At 62.1% G+C, this 14,757-nt stretch carries 17 protein-coding genes; 7 read left to right on the forward strand and 10 right to left on the reverse strand.

The features are described 5' to 3' along the window. The first annotated feature begins 2 nt into the window (after positions 1–2). On the forward strand, positions 3–1,982 hold the full coding sequence (locus ACZK08_RS00670) for a BCCT family transporter (protein ID WP_005407565.1): 1,980 nt from the start codon (positions 3–5) through the stop codon (positions 1,980–1,982). 95 nt (positions 1,983–2,077) lie between these two features. Next, the gene (locus ACZK08_RS00675) at positions 2,078–3,376 is read left to right on the forward strand and encodes a DUF2254 domain-containing protein (protein WP_232282010.1); all 1,299 of its coding nucleotides are present in this window, start codon (positions 2,078–2,080) and stop codon (positions 3,374–3,376) included. Positions 3,377–3,448: 72 nt separating this feature from the next. Here the strand turns inward: ACZK08_RS00675 and ACZK08_RS00680 are convergent, their stop codons facing one another. From ACZK08_RS00680 to ACZK08_RS00700, 5 genes are read right to left on the reverse strand one after another with little or no spacing between them, the layout of a single operon-like run. Continuing rightward, entirely contained in the window at positions 3,449–4,210 is a 762-nt protein-coding gene (locus tag ACZK08_RS00680) for a sulfite exporter TauE/SafE family protein (protein ID WP_100051439.1), read from the reverse strand. A gap of 18 nt (positions 4,211–4,228) precedes the next feature. Continuing rightward, a complete protein-coding gene (locus ACZK08_RS00685; protein WP_054170679.1) occupies positions 4,229–4,666 on the reverse strand; it encodes a protein tyrosine phosphatase family protein in 438 nt (145 codons plus the stop codon). Next, complete coding sequence (locus ACZK08_RS00690) at positions 4,663–5,094, reverse strand: YeeE/YedE family protein (protein ID WP_005407569.1); 432 nt, start codon at positions 5,092–5,094, stop codon at positions 4,663–4,665. Before ACZK08_RS00690 ends, ACZK08_RS00685 begins: the two co-directional genes overlap by 4 nt. Next, positions 5,091–5,531, reverse strand: coding sequence for a YeeE/YedE family protein (locus ACZK08_RS00695; RefSeq protein ID WP_032965470.1), 441 nt, complete (start codon positions 5,529–5,531; stop codon positions 5,091–5,093). Before ACZK08_RS00695 ends, ACZK08_RS00690 begins: the two co-directional genes overlap by 4 nt. Continuing rightward, entirely contained in the window at positions 5,528–6,469 is a 942-nt protein-coding gene (locus ACZK08_RS00700) for an MBL fold metallo-hydrolase (RefSeq protein ID WP_005407570.1), read from the reverse strand. The genes ACZK08_RS00695 and ACZK08_RS00700 overlap by 4 nt, the downstream gene beginning before the upstream one ends. 171 nt (positions 6,470–6,640) lie before the next feature. On the opposite strand from ACZK08_RS00700, the gene ACZK08_RS00705 reads away from it, so the two are divergent. From ACZK08_RS00705 to ACZK08_RS00715, 3 genes are all read left to right on the forward strand, one after another. Continuing rightward, a complete protein-coding gene (locus ACZK08_RS00705) occupies positions 6,641–6,934 on the forward strand; it encodes an ArsR/SmtB family transcription factor (RefSeq protein WP_032965477.1) in 294 nt (97 codons plus the stop codon). A gap of 506 nt (positions 6,935–7,440) precedes the next feature. After that, complete coding sequence (locus tag ACZK08_RS00710; RefSeq protein ID WP_005407572.1) at positions 7,441–8,919, forward strand: SulP family inorganic anion transporter; 1,479 nt, start codon at positions 7,441–7,443, stop codon at positions 8,917–8,919. Between the two features lie 107 nt (positions 8,920–9,026). Further along, a complete protein-coding gene (locus ACZK08_RS00715) occupies positions 9,027–9,560 on the forward strand; it encodes an arsenate reductase ArsC (protein ID WP_005407573.1) in 534 nt (177 codons plus the stop codon). Here ACZK08_RS00715 and ACZK08_RS00720 read toward each other — a convergent pair. From ACZK08_RS00720 to ACZK08_RS00740, 5 genes are read right to left on the reverse strand one after another with little or no spacing between them, the layout of a single operon-like run. Next, positions 9,521–10,606: an ArsO family NAD(P)H-dependent flavin-containing monooxygenase gene (locus tag ACZK08_RS00720; RefSeq protein ID WP_054170680.1), complete on the reverse strand. Its 1,086-nt coding sequence runs from the start codon at positions 10,604–10,606 to the stop codon at positions 9,521–9,523. The two genes, ACZK08_RS00715 and ACZK08_RS00720, sit on opposite strands and share 40 nt — an antisense overlap. A 24-nt stretch (positions 10,607–10,630) precedes the next feature. Next, on the reverse strand, positions 10,631–11,617 hold the full coding sequence (trxB, locus tag ACZK08_RS00725) for a thioredoxin-disulfide reductase (RefSeq protein ID WP_005407576.1): 987 nt from the start codon (positions 11,615–11,617) through the stop codon (positions 10,631–10,633). A 3-nt stretch (positions 11,618–11,620) separates the two neighbouring features. Further along, entirely contained in the window at positions 11,621–12,679 is a 1,059-nt protein-coding gene (arsB, locus tag ACZK08_RS00730; protein ID WP_005407577.1) for an ACR3 family arsenite efflux transporter, read from the reverse strand. A 20-nt stretch (positions 12,680–12,699) separates the two neighbouring features. Next, a complete protein-coding gene (locus ACZK08_RS00735) occupies positions 12,700–13,191 on the reverse strand; it encodes an arsenate reductase ArsC (protein ID WP_005407578.1) in 492 nt (163 codons plus the stop codon). 25 nt (positions 13,192–13,216) lie between these two features. Further along, complete coding sequence (locus tag ACZK08_RS00740) at positions 13,217–13,531, reverse strand: ArsR/SmtB family transcription factor (RefSeq protein WP_005407579.1); 315 nt, start codon at positions 13,529–13,531, stop codon at positions 13,217–13,219. Between the two features lie 40 nt (positions 13,532–13,571). Here ACZK08_RS00740 and arsH point away from each other — a divergent pair, with 40 nt between their 5' ends. Together arsH and arsC are read left to right on the forward strand one after the other, a co-directional pair. Then, positions 13,572–14,312: an arsenical resistance protein ArsH gene (arsH, locus tag ACZK08_RS00745; protein ID WP_005407580.1), complete on the forward strand. Its 741-nt coding sequence runs from the start codon at positions 13,572–13,574 to the stop codon at positions 14,310–14,312. Next, on the forward strand, positions 14,309–14,728 hold the full coding sequence (gene arsC / locus ACZK08_RS00750; RefSeq protein ID WP_005407581.1) for an arsenate reductase (glutaredoxin): 420 nt from the start codon (positions 14,309–14,311) through the stop codon (positions 14,726–14,728). Before arsH ends, arsC begins: the two co-directional genes overlap by 4 nt. The last annotated feature ends 29 nt before the right edge of the window (positions 14,729–14,757 follow it).

The following is a 14,757-nucleotide window of genomic DNA, read 5'->3' on the forward strand; positions in this document are numbered from 1 at the left end:
CCATGCAGAGCACGGCTCCGCAACATCCCCCCGTTCGCCAGCGGATTCTTCCGCAGGTGTTCATTCCCACGGCAGCCATCGTCATCGCGCTGCTAGCGCTTGCTGCCATCGCGCCCGATACGGCGACGCGGTGGTTCACCGCGGCGAAGTCATGGGCTGCCAATGATGCAGGCTGGTTCACCATCCTTGCAGTGGCCGGCTTCCTGGTCTTCGTCGTCGGCGTCGCCATCAGCAGTTACGGCCGCATCAAGCTCGGCCCTGACCACAGTACGCCGGACTACAGCTACGGCTCCTGGTTCGCCATGTTGTTCGCTGCCGGCATGGGCATCGGTCTGATGTTCTTCGGCGTTGCAGAGCCCATCATGCACTACGCCACGCCGCCGGTCGGTTCGCCCGAGTCGGCCGCCGCTGCCCGCCAGGCCATGCGCATCACCTTCTTCCACTGGGGCATCCACGCATGGGCGATCTACGCAGTGGTAGCGCTGTCGCTGGCGTACTTTGCCTACCGGCACAATCTCCCTCTGCGTGTCCGGTCCGCGTTGTATCCGCTCATCGGCGACCGTATCCACGGCCCTTTGGGACATGCCGTAGACACGTTTGCCGCGCTGGGTACCATCTTCGGGCTGGCCACCTCGCTGGGCCTGGGCGTCATGCAGATCAACGCCGGCCTGAACTACCTGTTCGGCCTGGAGGTCAGTACGCTCGCTCAGGTTGGCTTGATCACCGTCATCACACTAGTGGCCACTGGCTCGGTCGTGGCTGGCCTGGACAGCGGCGTGCGCAGGTTGTCCGAGCTCAACATGATCCTGGCGGCGGCGCTGCTGGCCTTCGTGCTGGTCTGTGGACCTACCGTGCACCTGATGCAGGCACTGGTGCAGAACACCGGCATGTACGTTTCCCAGCTGTTCTCGATGACCTTCAACCTTTATGCCTACGAACCCACGGGTTGGCTGGGTGGCTGGACGCTGTTCTACTGGGGCTGGTGGATTGCGTGGTCGCCCTTCGTGGGCATGTTCATCGCGCGCATCTCACGTGGACGCACCGTCCGTGAGTTCGTGGTGGGGGTGTTGCTTGTGCCGCTTGGCTTCACATTCCTGTGGATGACCATCTACGGCAACACCGCGTTGCAGATGGTGCGGGCAGAGGGCATCCAGCAGTTGGTGCAGGCGGTCTCAACCGACAGCTCGATGGCGCTTTTCGAGTTCTTGGAGCACCTGCCGCTGACCATGCTGACCTCTTCGCTGGCGGTCATCCTGGTTGCGCTGTTCTTCGTAACCTCAGCGGACTCCGGTGCCCTGGTAATCGACATGCTTACCTCGAAGGGTGAGGAGGAATCACCGGTCTGGCAGCGGATCTTCTGGGCGCTGCTGGTCGGCGGCCTGGCGATTGCATTGCTGGTGGCTGGCGGGCTGGAATCGTTGCAGGCTGCCACCATTGCCAGCGCGTTGCCATTTACGATCGTCATGATCCTGATGTGCTGGGGACTGCTGAAGGCCATGCATCTGGATGCCACCAAGCGCTCGATCCTGCGGGAGGCACGTATCCTGCCGGGCACCAGCGAGGATTGGCGGGCGCGCCTGCGCCTGCTGGCGCACAACCCGTTGAAGATCGAGGTGACCGGCTTCATCGAGCAGCGTGTCATCCCAGCATTGGAAGAGGTTGCGGTTGAGCTGCGCAAGCAGGATCTGCCGGTGCAGGTCTCCAAAGGGGGGGATGGTCGTGCGTGGCTGCAGGTTGGCCATGGCGAGGAGATGGACTTCTTCTACTCCGTACGGCCCCAGCCCTATGAGCCGCCGACGTTCGCCCTGCAGGATCCCCGTCGGCCGGTCAGCGAGGGTACCCGTCATTACCGAGCGGAGGTCTATCTGCGGGAGGGCGGGCAGGACTACGACGTCATGGGGTGGACCAAAGTTCAACTCATCCACGATGTGCTCGATCAGTACGAGCGCCACCGTCAGTTCCTGGACAAGGTGCGCTCGTAGAATCCGCACACAGATGCCGCCCAGAGGAGCGGCATCTGCCTTGGGTCGGGCATGACCCTGCCTTGACGTGGCCTCGGCGCCCGACCGTGCTATTGATGGTCGAACTGCACAGGAAGTGGCCAATGCTTACCAGATTGAGGCTTGCAGCCAGCAAAGTTACCAAGCGGATGTGGTTCCGCTCGACACTGTATGGCGCCCTGGGCATCATCACGGCGTTGGCCGGCGCGTTCCTGAAGTTCCTAATTCCCGCCGGCCTTGCTGCACGGATCGGCGCAGATTCCGTCGGTAACATTCTTGGCATTCTTGCCGCGTCGATGCTGACGGTCACCACCTTCTCGCTGTCCACCATGGTCTCCGCATACGGGTCCGCGTCCAGCAGCGCCACCCCGCGCGCGGCCCGCCTGCTGATCGAAGACACACGGGCCCAAGGTGCGCTGGCCACCTTCATTGGTGCCTTCCTGTTCTCGATCGTGGGCCTCATCGCGCTCAGCACCGGCATCTACGGAGACAGCGGCCGGCTTGTCCTGTTCGGGGCAACCATCGCGGTCATCATCGTCATCACAGTGACGTTGCTCAGGGCTATCGAGCAGTTCTCACGCTTTGGCCGCGTTGGCGAAACCATCGATCTGGTGGAGCGGGCGACCAAAGCGGCAATGAAGCGCCGCGCCGAGGAGCCTCGGCTCGGCGGAGCCAGTGCGGTCCCGGTAGGGGAGGGGGCGGTACTGCTGGTTGGCGATCAGGTTGCCTACGTTGAACATGTGGACGTCGGCCGGATCGACGGCATTGCACAGGAACATGATCTGCGCGTTCATCTGCTCTGCCAGCCGGGTACGTTCGCAACTCCGGTCCGTCCCTTGATAGCCATCGAGGGGAATCCACTTCCAGACGTACAGAGTGAAGTGATCTCAGCCATTTCCTTCAGTGACTCGCGCTCCATCGAGAATGACCCACGCTTCGGGCTGGTCGTGCTTGCGGAAATTGCCCAGCGAGCCATGTCACCTGCAGTGAACGACCCTGGCACCTGCATCGACGTCATCGGGACCTGTGTCAGGCTGCTCTGTGCATGGGCCAGCCACACCGGGGACGCTGCGACGTGTGATGTGCTCTATCCGCGTGTGCACGTGCAGTGCCTCGATGTCCGCGACATGTTCGAGGATGCATTCACACCAATCTGCAGGGATGCGGCCGGCTCGCTGGAGGTCAATATCCGGCTGCAGAAGGCCTTCGTAGCGTTGGCAGGGTCCTCGAATGAAGCGACAAGAGTCGCATCACAGGCGCATGCCCGCATTGCGTTGGAGCGCGGCCTATTGGCCATGGATTTCGAAGCTGATCGCAAGGCGCTTCGAGCCGTCGCATCTTATTTGACTCTGGAAGATGTGGACCAACATTCGTAGTATCTTCCTATCAATGCCTTTGAAGCGCTGCGCTGGCTATCAGTGCTCGGCTGTGGTCTGGAACACATCCGGTCAGCTCACCTTCCACAGCATGTATGCGGCAGTAATGAAGATCAGTACTGCAAATACCGTGTTCAGAGCTCCACGATAGCTGGCAAGCTTCGTCGAAGTTGCTGCTCCTGCAGTACCGCCAGCCATGCCGGCAACGACGAACACTGCCGCGAGCTTCCAGTTGATCAGACCTGCATGCGCGTAGTTTAGTGCGGTGGTCATGCCAAATGCGGCGACGGCGACGAGCGAGCTTCCGACTGCGGCGATCATCGGCATGCCCGTCGCGGCCACCAGTGCGGGCACGATAAGGAAACCTCCGCCAATGCCAAAGAAGCCGGAAAGCCCGCCGGCGGTGGCGCCCAGCCCAATCAGTGCGGGCGCGTTGCGTCTGCCGAGCCGAGCGTCCGCGAATCCAGGCGTGTTGCGCCTGCGAAGCATGGCGATGCCGACAATGACCATGACCACAGCAAACAGCGCCAGCAGCCTCTTGCCGTCGACCGCCTTGCCCAAGCTGGAACCCAGGTATGCGCCCGCGACCCCCGCCAAGGCGAGGACCGAGGCACAGGGCCAACGAACATTCCCTCTACGAGCATGTATCACCAGATTCGACACCGCATTGACCGCTACTGCCAGGGCGCTGGTGCCGATTGCCACATGCGGATTTTCCACTCCGACCACGTAGAGCATCAGTGGTACCGCCAGGATGGATCCGCCCCCACCGACCACGCCCAGGACGAAGCCGACCAGGACGCCAGCCAGGCCGCCCAGAACCAACTGCAGCAGAGATAGCGCTTCCATATGTCAGTCGCCGGACGCCGGGCCTTGCTGCAGCCGTGTTGCGATGGAAGAAAGGTCATAGCCTGCATCCGAAGCAACAGACAGGACGTGGGCAAACGCCGCTCCATTGTGAACGACTTCCGACAGCGCCCAAAGCATCGCAGAACGGGTGCCGGTTCTGCAGTACGCGGCAACAGGGCGTGGCAGCGTGTCGATCAACTTGGCATAGGTATGCACCTGATCATCGGTAATGACACCAGGCACTACGGGAAGATAGGCAAACTGCATGCCCGCCTGATGGCAGGCAGCCTGCAGCGCATGGTGACTGGGCTGCTCCGGCTGTTCGTCGTCGGGCCGATTGCAGATCACGCTCGCAAAGCCCTGCTCCTTCAGAGCTTCAATATCCTCTGGCAGGAGCTGACCGGATACCTTGAGGTTGGCAGAGAGTGGCTTGAGGTTCATGGTTGTCCCGTAGTTGCAGTGGGGCGATGAATGAGGCCATGCAGGATCACGCCTGCGATCATTGCCGTGGTGAAGATGATCGCGAAGGGCTGGCCGGTTCCCAGCAACGCGATGGCAGGGCCGGGACACACTCCGGCCAGTCCCCAACCCAGGCCGAATATCGCCGCACCGATCACAAGGCGCCGATCGATGATGCGATGGGTGGGAATGTGCAGCGATGCGGCAAGAAGCGGCGTTCTGCGGGCGCGTATCCACAAGTAGGCTGCGCTGGATGGGATCAGTGCGCCCAGCATGACCAGCGCCACAGAAGGGTCCCAGGCGTCGCTCACATCAAGGAAAGCAAGCACGCGGGCTGGGTTGGCCATATCGGATACGACCAGTCCCAGTCCGAAGAGTGCGCCGCACAGGAACGCGGCGAGACGGGTCATGCCGTGCCTCCCGCCACAATCCGTACCAGGGTCGCCGTAGCCATGCCCATGAGCATGAACACGCAGGTAGCCATCGCCGACCGCGGCGATGCCCGGCCCAGGCCGCAGACACCGTGCCCACTGGTACAGCCAGCGCCAAGGCGAGTTCCGTAACCCACCAGCAGTCCGGCAATCACCAATACCACTGCTCCGTTTGCGGAGAGCGCCGGCAATAGTATGGGCCTGGCCGCCAATGCCAAGCCTGACGCCACGGCAAGTCCTGCCATGAACAGGGCTGCACTCCCGCGTCCGCCGTCACCCGGCATGCCCAGTGTCTTGGCAAGCAGACCCGAGATGCCGGCAACGCGGCCGAGAAGGACCAGATAGGCACCGGCCGCTGTTCCGATCATGGCACCGCCAGCGAGCGGCCAATACCAGGCCAAATGAGAGAGCGTCATAGCAGGTCCACCGGCAGCTTGAGGTAGCGCACGCCGTTGTCCTCGGGTTCGGGCAGATGGCCGGCGCACATGTTGACCTGCACTGACGGCAGGATCAGCCGTGGCATCGGAAGCGTGGCATCACGAGCCTCCCGCAGTTCCACAAACATGGCTTCGCTCACGCCCTCGTGCACATGCATGTTTGTTGTCCTTTCGGCACCGATGGTTGTTTCCCATGCGAAATGGTCCCGGCCGGTGGCTTTGTAGTCATGGCACAGGAATACGCGGGTGGCGTCGGGCAGGGACAGCAGGCGCTGGATCGAGCGATACAACTGGCGAGCCGAACCACCTGGAAAGTCGCATCGGGCGGTGCCGTAGTCCGGCATGAACAGCGTGTCTCCAGGAAACACGGCGTCGCCGATCACGTACGCCAGACAAGCGGGAGTGTGGCCTGGCACGTGCAGCGACATAGCCTGCAGATTACCGATTCGGAAGGAGGCACCGTCGGCGAACAGGCGATCGAACTGGCTGCCATCCCGCTTGAATGCAGTACCGGCATTGAAGACCTTGCCGAAGGTTTCTTGGACTGCGGTGATGTGTTCGCCAATAGCCAGTGCGCCTCCCACCTGCTCCTGCAGCCATGGAGCCGCGGACAGGTGGTCGGCATGCGCGTGGGTTTCCAGCAGCCATTGCACCTGCAGGCGCTCGGCACGCACGTAGTCCACCAACGCCGATGCGGAGGAAGTGGACGTGCGGCCTGCGGCCATGTCGAAGTCCAGGACGCTGTCGATGACGGCGCACGCTGAAGAAGTTGGATCGCGTACGACGTGGCTGGCAGTGAACGTAGCAGGATCAAAGAACGTCTTCACGGAAGGCGAGGGAAGCAGGCCGGCACGCGCATCGCTGACTAGACGCACAGCCTGCTCCAGGGGGGCGTCTATCGCTACAGATGGGATCATGACTGGCTCCAGGAGGCTTCGCGGCCTGAGAATTACATAGTTACGTAATATGTGCAACTATGGAAACATGCTAGATTGAACGGGTTACCCATGGTGTTCGCATCACCTCAGCCACCCAAGTTGCCATTGCCTGTGACCAGCCCCCCATTCAGCCCGTCTGACCTAGCCAAGATGAAGGAGCGCGTACCCGAAGTGGCCGAGTTGCTGCGCTTCATGGCCACCCCCTCGCGCCTGTTGCTGCTATGCCAGCTCGCGCAAGGTGAAATGACGGTGGGCGGACTTGAGGACGCAACTGGCATTCGACAGCCGGCGCTCTCCCAGCAACTGGGCGAACTCCGCCAACGAAAGCTTGTAGCGACCCGGCGGGAATCGCGGTCGATCATCTACCGCATGGCAGACCCGCGCGTTGCAGCACTGCTGGGCGCGATGCATGGGATCTTCTGTGCGGACGATGCATCAACTTGAAGTGGCCCAAGGCGTCCTAGAAGGGACGGGCTAGACTCACTGACCTAGGGGAATTTAGGCCATTGGCGTAGTCTGCCCCAAAACCAATTGACCGCAGCAGGCTTGAGGTCTGCTGCGGCCTAGGGATGTTTATCAGGGATGGGGTGGATGTCTGCTTATGGCCGATAGCGGGACATAGGACCCGCGGCGAATGTCCACCTGTTCTTTGGCGATTCGGTCAGAGCTCAATTCAGTCTGATCAACTGCCTACCAGCTTGTCGACCTCGCCTGCGAAATGATCTTGGGATCTGGGAAGCTACCCTTGAGAATGCACCGAGGCGACCGCAATGCCGGATTTCCCCTCAGGCGCTATGCTGGCCTACAATAGACCGTCAAATACCTAACGGATCGGCTAGCGATGACTCCACCCTGACGCTTGATTGAAGAAGCGATCCAGACACTTAGGTCTGGAAGGGTGCCTGTTTCTTTCGTTTGGCGCGCACGGCTGTGCGCGGAGATCATTTCCTATGTCTGCAATTTATCCCCTGCGCCAGCAATGGCTCGGTAACATCCGTGGTGACCTGCTGTCGGGCATCGTCGTTGCGCTAGCCCTGATTCCTGAGGCAATCGCGTTTTCCATCATCGCCGGCGTCGACCCAAAGGTAGGTTTGTATGCCTCGTTCTGCATCGCCGTCATCACCGCCATCGCCGGTGGCCGCCCTGGCATGATCTCGGCTGCGACCGGCGCCATGGCGTTGGTGATGGTTACGCTGGTGCGCGAGCACGGCATCCAGTATCTGTTTGCCGCCACCATCCTGGCCGGCGTGCTGCAGATGCTGGCCGGCGCCCTGCGGTTGGGCTCGCTGATGCGCTTTGTGTCGCGCTCGGTGGTGACCGGATTTGTGAATGCACTGGCGATTCTCATTTTCATGGCGCAGCTTCCCGAGCTCATCGGCATGCCGTGGATGGTGTATGCGATCTGTGCTGTGGGTCTGGCAATCATCTACCTGCTGCCGCTGCTGACCAAAGCCGTTCCTTCGGCATTGGTGGCGATCGTGGTTCTTACGGCCGCTTCCATGTATTTCGGCTTCCAGGTACGCACCGTAGGCGACATGGGGGCGCTGCCTGACAGCCTGCCGTCGTTCCTGATTCCGGACGTGCCATTCACCTGGGAGACACTCCAGATCCTGCTGCCGGTTTCGGCGACTTTGGCGGTCGTTGGCTTGTTGGAATCGCTGATGACCGCGCAGATCGTCGAAGACATGACCGATACCCCGAGCCAGAAGAATCGCGAATGTGCGGGCCAAGGCTTGGCTAACACCGTAACGGGCTTCTTTGGGGGCATGGCAGGCTGTGCAATGATCGGCCAGTCGGTGATCAACATCACTTCCGGTGGCCGAGGCCGTCTCTCCTGCCTGGTGGCCGGCGTGGTTCTGCTCCTCCTCGTTGTTTATGGGTCAAACCTGGTGAGTCAGATTCCAATGGCCGCACTGGTCGCGGTGATGATCATGGTCAGCATCGGAACCTTCAGCTGGCGCTCGCTGCGCGAGCTGGCCGTTCATCCCAAGAGCTCTTCAATTGTGATGATTGGGACGGTCATCGTGACCGTGGCTACCCACGACCTTGCCAAGGGCGTGTTGACAGGCGTGGTCCTGTCGGCCGTGTTCTTCACCCGCAAGGTCGGAAAGATGCTGAGCATCGACGACACCCAGGTCGACATCGACTCGCGCGTCTACGTTGTGAGGGGGCAGGTGTTCTTTGCGTCTGCCGGACAGTTCGTGAGCAGCTTCAACTATCTGGATGTCCCCAAGAACGTCAAAATCGATCTGAAGGACGCCCACTTCTGGGACCTGACCGCCGTTGATGCGCTCGACAGGGTAGTGATGAAGCTGCGCGAGCACGGCGCGACCGTTGAAGTGTTCGGTCTCAACGATGCAAGTGAGACCTTGGTTGATCGCCTGGGAAAGCACCGTACGCCAGGCACCGCGCTGTCGTCGGGTCATTGAATGAGCGAAGCGGGCACCGAAAGGTGCCCGCGTCCTTTCCGGCGGTCATCGAACTGACATATGGGAAGGTAATACTTCGATTGTTCTAGATAAATAGTTGCGATGGTATGCGTACCCTGAATGTTCTGTTCCTCTGCACAGGCAACTCGGCGCGCAGCATTCTTGCCGAGGCACTAGCCAACCATTTAGGGCGCGGACGTATCCGCGCTTACAGTGCCGGCAGTTATCCCAAGGGCGTAGTTCATCCAGTGGCCCTGCAGGTGCTCTCGGAGATTGGCTTCGACGTTGCCGGGCTGTCGAGCAAGCCGTGGGAGGCATTCGCAGGTCCGAAAGCACCACAGATGGATCTGATCGTGACCATGTGCGATCGCGCAGCGGGTGAAGCGTGTCCAGTGTGGCCAGGTCACCCGGTTACGGCTCACTGGGGTATCCCCGACCCGGCTGCAGTACAGGGCAGCGCGGAGCAGGTCCACAAGGCGTTCCTGAGCACGCTTCACCAGCTCCAGCATCGTCTCGGCTTGCTCTTGGCGCTCAAGCCTGAAGCGCTGGACCGCATGACCCTGCAATCGCAGGTGCGGGCGCTGGGCAATGGCGCCGAGGCTCACGCGCCAGATGACAGCGGAGAAAAAGCCCCAACGTAGTCGCTGATTTGCCTTACTGCCTCGCGCGCGTATCGGGTCACCCCGATCAGCGTGGCCGACGCTGCGCCATTCCAGTCGCCATAGCCAAGCAGCCAGACCGATGGCGCTGCGACCGAACGGACCTGGGTGTCATCCACGTCGATCCGACCCAGGGCGTTGACCATGCCCATTCCTTCCAGGTGCGACAACGCCGGCCGGAAGCCGGTGCACCAGATCACGGCGTCCAAGTTGCGTTCGCTGCCATCTGCCCACTGCATGCCGGTGGCGGTGAAACGGACGGGTGGCGGCATGGAGACCAGTACACCGCGGCGCCGTGCATCCACCACCGGCGGCACCATGACGATGTCGCCAAAACCACCCTGCGGAACATCCGGTTCGCGGCCTTCCTGCTGGGCCCTCCACTTCTCGGTTGCGCGTGCGAACAGAACGCGCCCGTCCACATCGTCGGCCAGGAAGGCTGGCTTGCCCTGGGTGATCCAAGTGGTGTCGGCCACCTTTGATACCTCGGCCAGAATCTGTGCCCCTGAGTTGCCGCTGCCGATGATCGCCACGCGCATTCCGGCAAAGGATCCAGGATGGCTGTAGTGGGCCGAGTGCAGCTGCACGCCGCCGAATGCGTCCATACCTTCATAGTCGGGCGTGTAGGGATGCCGCCAGGTACCTGTGGCGCTTATCACTGCACGCGTATGCCACTGTCGGCCGTCATCTGCTTCCACCAGCAGCCGGGTTCCCGAACGACTGACGCGTTCCACCTGCACGGGACGGACGACGGGCAGTGCATATTTGTGCTCGTAGCGCGTGAGGTAGTCCAGCACTTCCGCCTGCGAAGGGTACGGTTCCCGGGTGGCGGGCATCGGCCAACCGGGAATCGAGCTCCAGCCCGCCGGCGAGAACAGATGCAAGGATTTCCACGCATGCTGCCACGCCCCACCAGGTGACGTTTCAGCATCAAGAATCACATAGGACAGCCCGCTGCGACGCAGGAAGTAGCCAGCCGAAAGACCCGCCTGCCCACCTCCGATCACCACCACATCGACGCTGTCCATCTGGAATTCCTCACATCTCTGCACTCAGGCGGCGTTCCTGTGCTGCTGTTGATCGGAGATCTTAAGTGCATCCAGATAGCGCTCGGCATCCAGTGCGGCCATGCAGCCGAAGCCGGCGGAGGTGATGGCCTGCCGATAGTGCTGGTCGGCCACGTCGCCTGCGGCGAACACGCCTTCCACCGAGGTCTGGGTGGCGTTGCCGCCCAGCCCGGAGCGGATTTCCAGGTAGCCGTTGTTCATCGCCAGCTGGCCATCGAACAGGGTGGTGTTCGGGTGGTGGCCGATGGCCACGAAGAAGCCGTGGGCATCGATGTCGCGGGTGCCGCCGTCCAGGGTGGACTTCACGCGCACACCGGTCACGCCGGCGTCGTTGCCCAGCACTTCCTCCACCTGGTGGTGCCAGACGGTTTCGATCTTGCCTTCGGCCACCTTCTTGAACAGCTTGTCCTGCATGATCTTTTCCGCCTTCAGGGTGTCGCGGCGGTGGACCAGGTAGACCTTGCGGGCGATGTTGGACAGGTACAGCGCCTCTTCCACGGCCGTGTTGCCGCCACCCACCACTACCACGTCCTGGTCACGGTAGAAAAAGCCGTCACAGGTGGCGCAGGCGGAGACGCCGCGGCCCTTGAAGGCCTCTTCGGTCGGAATGCCCAGGTACTTAGCGGTGGCGCCGGTGGCGATGATCAGCGCATCGCAGGTGTACTCGTGGCTGTCGCCGATCAGCTTGAACGGGCGCTGCGACACGTCAGCGGTGTGGATGTGGTCGAAGATCACCTCGGTCTCGAAGCGCTCGGCGTGGGCCTGCATGCGTGCCATCAGGTCCGGGCCCATCAGGCCATGGGCGTCACCCGGCCAGTTGTCCACCTCGGTGGTGGTCATCAGCTGGCCACCCTGCTGCAGGCCGGTGATCACCACCGGGTTTAGATTGGCGCGGGCTGCATAGACAGCGGCGGTCCAGCCGGCCGGGCCGGAACCAAGGATCAGCAATGGAATGTGTCGGGTGGTGCTCATGGCTCAGCGGCTCCGTGCGTCGGCAGGAAAGTAGCGCTTGCCCAGCCGCAGGGCGACATGGACTAGCAGGATCAGTACCGGCACTTCCACCAGCGGGCCGATGACGGCGGCGAAGGCGACCGGCGAGGCCAGGCCGAAGGCCGCGATGGCTACCGCGATGGCCAGTTCGAAGTTGTTGCCTGCCGCGGTGAACGCGATCGCAGTGGTGCGTGGATAATCCTTGGCGATCAGCTTGCCCATGAAGAAGCTGATGACGAACTGGATGATGAAGTACAACGTCAGCGGGATCGCGATGCGCACCGCGTCCATGGGAATCCGCAGTACGTCACCGCCTTTCAGGCTGAACATCGCCACGATGGTGAACAGTAGTGCGGCGAGCGTTATCGGGCTGATGGCAGGCAGGAACTTCTCTTCATACCACTGCACGCCCTTGCGCGCCTTCAGCCATCGACTGGTGAGGAAACCGGCCAGGAACGGGATGCCCAGGTAGATCAGAACCGCCTCTGCGATGGTCCAGACGCTGACATCGATGACGCTGCCCTGCAGTCCGAACACCGGCGGCAACCAGGAAAGGAAGAACCACGCGTAGACGCTGAACAGCGCGATCTGGAAGATCGAGTTGAATGCCACCAGGCCGGCCACGTACTGGCCGTCGCCGCGGGCCAGCTGGTTCCACACCAGCACCATGGCGATGCAGCGCGCCAGGCCGATCAGGATCAGGCCGGTCATGTACTCGGGGTAGTCGCGCAGGAACAGCACGGCCAGGCCAAACATCAGGAACGGGCCCACGATCCAGTTCTGCAGCAGCGAGAGCATCAGCACGCGCTTGTCGGCAAAGACGGTGGGCAGTTCCTCGTACTTCACCTTGGCCAGCGGCGGGTACATCATCAGGATCAGGCCAATGGCGATCGGGATGTTGGTCGACCCCACGGAAAGGCTGTTCAACGCGCTGGGCACGCCTTCGAACATCGCGCCCAGGCAGACGCCGAGCGCCATGGCGGCGAAGATCCAAAGCGTCAGGTACCGGTCCAGAAACGACAGGCGGGAGGTGTCAGTGGTCATGGGGTTTTCCGGGAAGACGGTCAGTGGATCTGCGCAATCGGATCAAGCTGGGCCTTGAGAGACTCACGGTCATCCCATGCCCCGTCAGGAATCTCCAGGAAGGCCTTCAGCCGGGCCTTGATGATCTGATGTGCCCGGTCGAACGCTTCAGCCTTCTGTGCATCCGAGCCTTCCACACCGGCCGGGTCGAACAGGCCCCAGTGCACGCGCACGAAATCGCCAAACACAACCGGGCACGCCTCAGCGGCCGCGCTGTCGCACACGGTGACAATCAGATCCATGGCAGCAGCATCCGCTTCGGCAAATTCGTCCCAGGACTTGCTGCGCAGGCCCTCCACCGGGAAGCCCTCGCGCTGCAATTGGGCAATGGCGAACGGATTGACCCGACCGGCTGGCTGGCTGCCTGCACTGAAGGACTGATAGCGACCTTCGCCCCACATTTTCAGGGTCGATTCGGCCAACACGCTGCGCGCGGAATTGCCGGTACAAAGGAACAGAACACGACGGGTCATTTGGGCGATCTCTGGGATATGGGGGTCAGCAGCCTGCGGGGCGTTCACAGGCCTGTTCGTCGGCACAGCAGTTTTCGGTGAGGTAGGCCACCAGCTCGTTCATCGCCACGAACTCAGCCCGGTAGCAGATGGTCCGGCCACGTTGCTCGGCGCTGATCAGTCCCGCAGCCAGCAGTTCCTTCAGGTGGAAGGAGAGCGTGGCGCCAGGCAAAGAGAGGGCTTGGGCAATGTCGCCGGCCAGCTTGCCGGCGCTGCCAGCCTGAACCAGTAGACGGAAGATCGACAGGCGGGTGGCATGACCGAGGGCTGCCAGGGCGTGGGTTGCGTTCTTATGTTCCATGATTCTAGAATAATCGAAGCAAAATGACAGGACAACCCCCGTGCAGCAGATCCCCAACGTGGTCCCGGGTGCCATGGACATTCCCACGGCCGCCAAGCTCAACGATCCGGCCGCGCAGCCACACCGGCCACGCATCCTGATTCTGTACGGGTCGCTGCGGCCGCGGTCGTTCAGCCGCAAGCTGGCGCTGGAGGCGCAGCGGCTGCTGGAGCAGCTTGGGGCGGAAACCCGCCTCTTTGATCCACATGAGCTACCGATGCTTGACTCGGTGCCGGCCACTCACCCCAAGGTGCAGGAGCTGCGCCAGGCCTCGCTGTGGTCGGAAGGACACGTGTGGGTCAGCCCGGAACGCCACGGCACCCTTACGGCGGTGTTCAAGAACCAGATCGACTGGCTGCCGCTCGAAGAGGGCAGCGTGCGCCCCACCCAGGGCCGTACGCTGGCAGTGATGCAGGTCTGCGGCGGTTCCCAGTCGTTCAACGTGGTCAACGCGCTGCGCGTGCTCGGCCGGTGGATGCGGATGGTGACAATTCCCAACCAGTCCTCGGTGGCCAAGGCCTGGCAGGAGTTCGATGACGACGGTCGAATGAAGCCTTCGGCGTATTACGATCGCGTGGTGGACGTAATGGAGGAACTGGTCAAGTTCACCCTGCTGGTGCGCGGGCGCAGTGACTACCTGGTGGACCGTTACAGCGAACGCAAAGGGGCCGTCGAGACGGCGGCGCTGGCGGCCGCTGCAGGCGTAGTGGAGACCGTTTTGAACCAGGAGGAAAGTGCTTGAACGCTGTCATCTATCACAACCCCAAGTGCGGAACCTCACGCAACACCTTGGCGCTGATCCGCTTTGCCGGGATCGAACCGGACGTGATCGACTACCTGGCCCACCCACCCAGCCGTGCGCGCCTGGTCGAGCTCATTACGGCGGCGGGGTTGAGCGTGCGCGATGCCATCCGGCAGAAGGGAACGCCGTATGACGAACTCGGGCTAGGCGACGCAGCGCTGAGCGACGACGCGCTGCTTGATGCGATGCTGGCGCACCCGATACTCATCAATCGTCCTTTCGTACAAACCGATAGGGGTGCTCGTCTGTGCCGGCCTTCGGAAGTGGTGCTGGAGATCCTGCCGCCGCTGCCCGGACCATTCCGAAAGGAGGATGGAGAGTTGGTGACCGGGCACCCCGGAAGCTCGACGCTGTGATCCCATTGCCAGGCTGGGCTTGCCACCGC

It is taken from the genome of Stenotrophomonas sp. 112478_Sma (genome assembly GCF_056479905.1).